The organism is Alteromonas sp. IB21, assembly GCF_016405965.1.
Taxonomy (GTDB): Bacteria; Pseudomonadota; Gammaproteobacteria; order Enterobacterales; family Alteromonadaceae; genus Alteromonas.
Genome location: NZ_JAEFCD010000027.1, coordinates 61,931 through 69,932 on the forward strand (window position 1 = coordinate 61,931; position 8,002 = coordinate 69,932).

The window sequence follows — 8,002 nt, forward strand, 5'->3', positions numbered from 1 at the left end:
TCAACCAACTACCGGATCTGAAACTTTGCTGTTTCCCTCAGTTTACCCCGATTTAACCCGATCTAATCAATAAAAAATGTCAAAAAATTACATTTTTCTTGTCACTGACGTCACAATGGGTACTATTACGCATGTACTTTACAAATCCATGCACCATTAAATTGCTATAGTCTGTATGAACATTTTAGAAAAAATCACTCAAAATAAAGCTGCATTCAGTAAATCCGAGAAAAAGGTAGCCGAGGTTATACTTGCTAACCCGCAAACAGCTATTCATTCGAGTATAGCAACCCTTGCTAAAATGTCGGATGTGAGCGAACCAACGGTTAACCGCTTCTGCCGACGTCTTGATACAAAAGGTTTCCCTGATTTCAAATTACATTTGGCTCAGAGCCTTGCTAACGGTACGCCTTATGTAAATCGTCACGTCGATGAGAACGATAGCCCTGACGAATACACCAATAAAATTTTTGAATCGACCATGGCGTCTTTAGAAGTGGCAAGACAATCTGTTGACGTGAATGTGGTAAATCGCGTTGTAGATCTGCTTACACAGGCACAAAAGATTTCTTTCTTCGGCCTTGGCGCTTCGGCATCTGTTGCTCATGACGCGCTTAACAAATTTTTTCGCTTTAATGTGCCGGTTGTCTATTTTGAAGACATCCTCATGCAACGCATGAGTTGTATGAATTGTTCAGACGGCGATGTTGTTGTTTTGATAAGTCATACCGGACGAACAAAAAGCTTAGTTGAGATTGCCCAAATTGCACGCATGAACGATGCAACCGTGGTAGGCATTACTTCTGCAGATAGCCCACTGGCTCAAGAATGTAGCTATGTATTATCACTTGAAGTACCAGAAGATACCGACATGTACATGCCTATGGCATCTCGTATTGCGCAGTTAACCTTGATTGATGTACTTGCAACAGGCTTTACGCTGCGCCGAGGCAATAAGTTTAGAGAGAATTTAAAGCGGGTTAAAGACACATTGCGCGGCTCGCGCTTTGAGAAGCGAAACGACTAAACTACTAATAATTCAATCGAGCGGTAAATTAGTCCTCAATGCGGCCTCAATGAGCCATCCGCAAAGTGCACTTTGGCACTGCTCAAAAAGCCACTGACGATGTGTAGCAACACACCGGTTTATTCGGTCAATTTGCTATATCGTTAATGGCGTCCTACCCTACTTAACAGCGTCTTTTTATTTCTACACTACGTGAATTAAATACGTGAATTAAAAATGTGATTGGAGAATAAGATTTGCTCTTTGCTTTCGCGTTGTAAATTTTGTTCAGAATTCAAAAAAACACCGCAACTGGTCGAGCCAGTTGGCAGTTTTTCTTTCTTTCATTCACATTTTTGTCAAATTAAACTACTATTCTGTAATAAAATTACGTAAAGCGATTACAGGTAGCGGGGATCACCCGATACCAATCACTCTTTGTCATTTCTAACTTAGAAACAGCGACGGAATCTCATGACTAGAAGAACAAAAATTCTTGCCACACTTGGTCCTTCAACAGACACCCTAGAAAAAATTCAAGCGTTAATCGCGGCAGGTGCAAACACTGTGCGAATGAATTTCTCTCACGGTCAGGCTGAGGATCATATTGAACGAGCAAAGCGCGTTCGCCAGGCAGCGCAAAACCTTGGAAAATACGTCGCCATTTTGGGCGATCTTCAAGGCCCTAAAATTCGCGTAGCCCGCTTTTCAGAAGGTCCTGTTCAACTAGCGGTGGGTGCAACCTTTATTCTTGACGCAGAACTAGGTAGAGATGAAGGCAACGCCGAGCAAGTGGGCATTGATTATAAAGCCCTACCCGACGATGTATCTGCTGGCGATATTTTGCTTCTAGACGATGGACGCATTCAGCTTAAAGTGACCGGTGTTGAAGGGCGTAAAGTTATTACTGAAGTAACCGTTGGTGGCAAACTTTCCAACAACAAAGGAATTAACCGCCAAGGTGGTGGTCTGTCTGCTGATGCCTTAACTGAGAAAGACAAAGAAGACATTAAGACGGCGGCTAAAATTGGCGTTGACTACCTTGCGGTATCTTTCCCGCGCAGTGGCGCAGATCTGAACTACGCGCGAGAGCTTGCTGAAGCAGCAGGTTGCTATGCAAAAATTTGCGCCAAAGTTGAACGCGCTGAGACTGTAGCAAGTGATGAAGCGATGGACGACATCATCAGAGCGTCAGATGCGGTAATGGTTGCCCGTGGCGATCTTGGTGTTGAAATTGGTGATGCAGAGCTTGTGGGTGTGCAGAAAAAGCTGATTTCTCGCTCTCGCCAGTTAAACAAAGTGGTGATCACTGCAACGCAAATGATGGAGTCGATGATTGACAGCCCGATGCCTACTCGTGCAGAGGTCATGGACGTAGCCAATGCGGTACTAGACGGTACTGACGCGGTAATGTTATCGGCTGAAACTGCTGCAGGTAACTACCCTATTGAGACCGTTGCAGCTATGGCTCGAGTTTGTGAAGGTGCAGAAACCCACCCAAGTGTTAAGCTTTCAAAACACCGCATGGACGAACAATTCTCTTCAACAAGTGAATCTATTGCCCTATCAGCTGTTTATGCCGCTAACCACTTACCAAGCGTAAAAGCCATTGTCGGTTTAACAGAAAGCGGCAGCACGCCAACACTTATGTCTCGCATTACAACTTCATTGCCAATAATTGCCATGTCACGTCACGAGTCTACACTAAATACGATGGCGCTTTGTCGTGGTGTTAAGCCAGTTTTCTTCGACTCATCTAACAGTGAACCAGGCCGTTTGAAATACGACGTTATTGCATCGTTAAAAGAAAAAGGGCTAGTCAAAAGTGGTGACAGCATCATCTTAACTTACGGTGATGAAATGGAAAAAGTGGGTGCAACCAATACATTGAAAATTGTTGACGTAGAGTAAGCGCCAAGCTTGTTGAATACTCATAGCCTGTTCGGGATACCAACCAGCGACGGGTTGATTATTGCGGTCTTGGCGAGTAACTGCGGCATGTAAGCCGTAGAATGGATTGGCCAACTCAACCGGAAAGTCTGAACCTAGTGGCATTGGAATACCACTGTTCAATAATGTTTTCCATGCATAGGCACCTTCCATCCGAGCTTTACCCAAGCGATCTTCCGCCATATTCATGTCGCTGGTGGCATGAGTAGGTTGCATCGACGGCAATACTTTCAACTCGGCAAAGCGAGGCAAATCTTCAACCGCAATGATTTGCGCGTGTTCAATTCGGTTACGCAGGGCTTGGCCACCCAGTAGCTCAAAGGTACGCTCAAATTCATCAAGTACTAACTGATTGGCTTTATCCCCAATGGCATGAAAGTTCAACTGGAAACCCGCGCCTAACACTTGCTGTACTACTTTGGGAAAATCTTCAGGTTGCGTTAGTAATAACCCATGCTGATGAGGTGCATCTGAATATGGCTTGATTAACGCAGCACCTCGGCTACCCAATGCTCCGTCGCCATAAGCTTTTACGCTGCGCACATGTAAAAAGTCGTCTTGGCTGCGAATAATGCCAACATCTAGCATCTCTGGTAGCAGCGGATCTGTCGCACTTAGCATGGCATAAACACGCACGGGCAGTTCACCCTGAGCGGCTCGCGCCAAGTAAAAGTCGTAGACATGATGGCCAATACCCGCATCGTGCATGGCGGTTATGCCAACCGAATGCAAATGCTCGCCTGCAGCGTTGAGTTGTGCTGCATAGAGTGACGCTGAATCTTTTGGCATTATCGCTGACACTAAATCCATGGCATGGTCAATCAACACACCTGTTGCCTTGCCATCAGCATCGCGCAAAATTTGGCCTCCAGCGGGGTCAGGCGTACTGTCATTGATACCCGCCATCTGTAACGCTTTACTATTCACCCAAGCGGCATGGCCATCGACTCGCGTCAACCAGACGGGTTTATTTTTCAGTTTAGCATCGAGTACAGCGGCTGTTGGGAATGAGCGATCACTCCATAACTCCTGATTCCATCCGCGGCCTTTTATCCACTCTTGGTCAGCATGCATCATGGCATAGTCAGCTACCCATTGGGCTGCCTGTTGCATTGAGGAACTCTCGCGTAAATCGACTTCCATTAAGTTACCGCCCAAACCGAGCAAATGCCCGTGAGCATCAATCAACCCCGGCAGTAATACTTTATTGTTGCCGTCAATCACTGTTGCATCAGCTGGCATTTCGGTGGGATTAAGTTGCACTACTTTACCTTCATCAAACACTATTGTGTTGAAGGTTACCATTTCACCCTGCGGGTTTAGCGTATACCCAGTCACGTTGGTCACTACTGTAGACGCATAGCCGGCGAAGCTTGCAGACATTGAAACAGCGAGCGTGGTAGCTAATCCAGAAAGTAATCTCGTCAGTCTTTTTTGCATGATATTTTCTCGTCGTCGTTATTACTCATGTTTCTGAGTATCGGTGTTTGAATACACATACTACGCCATTTTCTTGGTCCAATTACACTACTTTTCCAAGTAGAGGAGCTGTCACACCCGCACTAAAGCCACCCAAGTTGTACTTGCTAATCGGCTACCGCTCTCGCAAAATAGCATCAATTTCGAATGACTCATTGAGCTAGGTATGTCGCTTCACTACAGTCACAGTGTTTCTGTGCACTTTGCCAATGCGGTGTTAGACGCAGCGCGCCAACTCGGTTTGAATTTGGAGCCGATTCTACAAAGTGCTCGACTTAACCAGCCTCTGCTCGACAATCCGCAAAGTCGTATAACCTCTCAACAATTTAGTCAACTTATGCGCTCGGTATGGGAGCAAAGTGACGATGAATTTTTAGGCTTAACCACGCAGCCCAGTAAGTATGGCGTGTTCCGTTTATTCGCCGATGGGGCGATTCAAGAGCAAAATTTACATCGGGTTTATAAACACCTGTGCCGTTTTTACAGTTTGGTTAACCAGTCAATTTCACTGTCATTGTATATAAGTAAAGGACAGGTTGAATTGCGCATGCGTCAAGTCCAACCTGAAATCGACCGTAACTTACTGTTTCGAGATTTCTTTTTGCTGCTTTGGCACCGTTTTCCGGGTTGGTTAATTGGTAAAAGTATTCCTCTGCAACAAGTTAAGATGCGTGGTGCAGAACCCGCTCATGCCGCCGAGTATCGTTTTATGTTTCCCTGCCCCATCACCTACGGCCATGACTACGATGCCTTCGTTTTTAGTGAAGAAGAACTAGTAAACCCTGTCACCCAGCGCGCGGAGAACCTGCGCGAACACTTCAAGCAAGCCCCACTCAACTGGTTTACACGTCAAGAATTCACACCAGTTTATACCCGCCGAGTGATGGATTATTTGGCCGAGTACCGCGAGCACGAAGCTAGCATGCAAGATATTGCTGATAGCGTGAATGTGTCTGAACGCACGCTACGTCGGAAATTGACCGAAGAAGGTACCAGCTTTCAAGAAATCAAAGATAAATTACGCAAAAATATGGCGATTTATTACCTCAGCCAACCCGATATTCCGATTTCCACCATTACGAATAAATTAGGTTTTTCTGAACCAGCAGCCTTCACGCGCGCCTTTAAACAATGGACTGGACAGACGCCTACCTTATATCGCGAGAACACACTTATCTAGCACCAAAACATCAGCCCAAACTAATATAAATGCAGATTGAGATAGTTTGATGAAGTGAGCAAACGAGTGTCCGAATATGTCAAGCAATAGACTTTTTTGGTAATTGAACAAATTAAGCGCAAATTGCAGACTAGTGCCTATACTATTTGGATAATCCAACAACGTTAATCACTAGGATAGGTTCTGAAATGAGTCAATATCAACCCCCTGTACTTGATGCTAAATTTGTACTTGACCAGTTAATCGGTTTCGATGGTTTGTGTGAAAAACTTCAATTAGAAGATATTAATATTGACCTAGCAGATGCGGTCTTAGAAGAAGCCGGTAAACTGAGCTCAGAAGTATTTGCTCCGTTGAACTGGGACACCGACCAAAATCCTGCGCAGTGGGCTGATAATGCCGTCACTGAATCTCCTGGATTAAAAGAAGCCTATCAACAGTTTGTGGATAACGGTTGGTCTACATTAACAGCACCAGAAGAGTTTGGTGGACAAAATCTTCCTCAGGTTTTAGGCACTGCAGTCAGCGAAATGTGGCAAGCATCAAATATGGCGTTTGCACTTTGCCCGTTATTGAGCATCGGCTCTGTAGAGGCATTACTTGCTCATGGTAGCGACGAACTAAAAGCCCTTTACCTACCCCGCTTAATCGCTGGTGAGTGGACTGGCACCATGAACCTGACCGAGCCAGGCGCTGGTTCAGATCTCGCGGCAGTATCAACAACTGCAACACCAGATGGCGATCACTATCGCATTAAAGGCCAGAAAATTTTCATCACTTGGGGCGATCACCAAATGACCCCCAATATTGTGCATTTGGTACTTGCACGCTTACCCGACGCACCTCCGGGCGTAAAAGGTATTTCACTGTTCATCGTACCTAAGTTCGTACTCGACGAAAACGGCGAACCAGGCGAACGCAACGATGTATACCCCATCTCAATTGAACACAAGCTCGGTATCCACGGCTCGCCAACGTGTACTATGGCATTTGGTGATAACGAGGGCGCGATTGGTTATTTAGTTGGCGAACCGCACAAAGGCTTGCCGTATATGTTCACCATGATGAATCACGCCCGCCAAGGCGTAGGTGTACAAGGTTTGGGTATTTCAGACCGCGCTTACCAACAAGCGGTGCAGTATGCACGTGAGCGAGTTCAAGGTAAAAACAGAGATGGTAGTAAAAAGCCTATCATCGAGTACCCTGACGTTCGCCGTATGCTATTAACCATGCGTTCTGGGGTTGAAGCGATGCGCGCTTTAGCGCTAGAAGCGTCTGCCGCGCTAGACTTTGCTCACGCCGACAATAACAGTAAAGAAAAATACGCGCGTCTTGAACTGTTTACACCTATTGTAAAGGGTTGGATGACGGAGTTTGCACAAGAGCTCACTTCGCTTAACATACAAGTTCATGGCGGTATGGGTTATGTTGAAGAAACAGGTGCAGCGCAGCATTTCCGCGATGCACGTATCTTACCTATTTATGAAGGCACAACGGCGATTCAGGCGCTCGACCTTATTGGTCGTAAAGTATTAATGGACGGTGGTGTAGCACTGGAAAGTCTATTAAACGACATGACGGCTACCGCCACTGAATTGAGCGCTTCTAGCAACGCCGACGCGCAAGCCTTTGGTGCAGCATTCGCCCAAGCCGTGGACAAAGCGCGTGCGGCAAAAGAATGGCTACTGACTAACGCACCGAGCGAAAAAGAGTTATCACAAGCAGTTTGTTTCGATATGCTAATGGCAATGGGCTATTTGTGTGGTGGTTGGATGCAAGGCCGTACCTTACTCGCCGTTATCGCCTTAACTGACGCGAACGACGACGTGTACGGTGAAGAGTTCCTTGCTAAGAAGCGTATTTCAGCGATGTACTACAGCCAGTGCTTGTTGCCACGTGCACTACATCATTTTGGTGTAATGGTACAAAACCCCCAAGCACTGTATGAATTTGCTGTTGATCAATTTTAATTAGAATTAGAAGGTTTACTATGAAAATCCTTGTTCCGGTAAAACGGGTTATCGATTACAACGTAAAAGTACGTATTAAACAGGACGGCTCAGACGTCGATTTGAGCAACACCAAAATGTCTATCAACCCGTTTTGTGAAATAGCGGTTGAAGAAGCACTACGCCTAAGAGAAGCGGGCACAGCAAGTGAAGTTATCGCTGTTTGTATTGGTCCCAAAATCGTTAAAGAGCAGATCCTAGCTGCCCTTGCGATGGGTGCTGACCGTGCCATTCGTATTGATGTAGAAGAGCAACCAGAGCCATTAGTTATTGCCCGTTTACTAGCGAAAGTAGCCGAGCAAGAAGACGCGGGCCTGATCATGATGGGTAAGCAAGCTATCGACAGCGACAACAACCAAGTGGGTCAAATGCTTGCAG

General features: G+C 45.9%; 6 protein-coding genes. 5 read left to right on the forward strand and 1 reads right to left on the reverse strand.

Annotated features, from left to right (window positions below):
• Window positions 1-175: 175 nt before the first annotated feature.
• Complete coding sequence (locus JC525_RS16350; protein ID WP_015067458.1) at window positions 176-1,027, forward strand: MurR/RpiR family transcriptional regulator; 852 nt, start codon at window positions 176-178, stop codon at window positions 1,025-1,027.
• Between the two features lie 453 nt (window positions 1,028-1,480).
• Entirely contained in the window at window positions 1,481-2,917 is a 1,437-nt protein-coding gene (gene pyk, locus JC525_RS16355) for a pyruvate kinase (protein WP_015067459.1), read from the forward strand.
• Here the strand turns inward: pyk and JC525_RS16360 are convergent.
• The gene (locus JC525_RS16360; RefSeq protein ID WP_015067460.1) at window positions 2,849-4,396 is read right to left on the reverse strand and encodes an amidohydrolase; all 1,548 of its coding nucleotides are present in this window, start codon (window positions 4,394-4,396) and stop codon (window positions 2,849-2,851) included. The genes pyk and JC525_RS16360 overlap by 69 nt on opposite strands.
• A gap of 205 nt (window positions 4,397-4,601) precedes the next feature.
• Here JC525_RS16360 and JC525_RS16365 point away from each other — a divergent pair, with 205 nt between their 5' ends.
• From JC525_RS16365 to JC525_RS16375, 3 genes are all read left to right on the forward strand, one after another.
• Window positions 4,602-5,615: an AraC family transcriptional regulator gene (locus JC525_RS16365; protein WP_008305465.1), complete on the forward strand. Its 1,014-nt coding sequence runs from the start codon at window positions 4,602-4,604 to the stop codon at window positions 5,613-5,615.
• A gap of 188 nt (window positions 5,616-5,803) precedes the next feature.
• Window positions 5,804-7,585, forward strand: coding sequence for an acyl-CoA dehydrogenase (locus tag JC525_RS16370; RefSeq protein ID WP_008305468.1), 1,782 nt, complete (start codon window positions 5,804-5,806; stop codon window positions 7,583-7,585).
• Between the two features lie 20 nt (window positions 7,586-7,605).
• On the forward strand, window positions 7,606-8,002 hold a 397-nt coding region (locus JC525_RS16375; RefSeq protein WP_198816783.1), incomplete at its 3' end, for an electron transfer flavoprotein subunit beta/FixA family protein.

What these genes read in the sequence shown, in the direction of transcription:
- JC525_RS16350 (WP_015067458.1), top strand. Translation starts at nt 176, where the DNA reads ATGAACATTTTAGAAAAAATCACTCAAAATAAAGCTGCATTCAGTAAA.
- pyk (WP_015067459.1), top strand. Translation starts at nt 1,481, where the DNA reads ATGACTAGAAGAACAAAAATTCTTGCCACACTTGGTCCTTCAACAGAC.
- JC525_RS16360 (WP_015067460.1), bottom strand. Translation starts at nt 4,396, where the DNA reads ATGCAAAAAAGACTGACGAGATTACTTTCTGGATTAGCTACCACGCTC.
- JC525_RS16365 (WP_008305465.1), top strand. Translation starts at nt 4,602, where the DNA reads ATGTCGCTTCACTACAGTCACAGTGTTTCTGTGCACTTTGCCAATGCG.
- JC525_RS16370 (WP_008305468.1), top strand. Translation starts at nt 5,804, where the DNA reads ATGAGTCAATATCAACCCCCTGTACTTGATGCTAAATTTGTACTTGAC.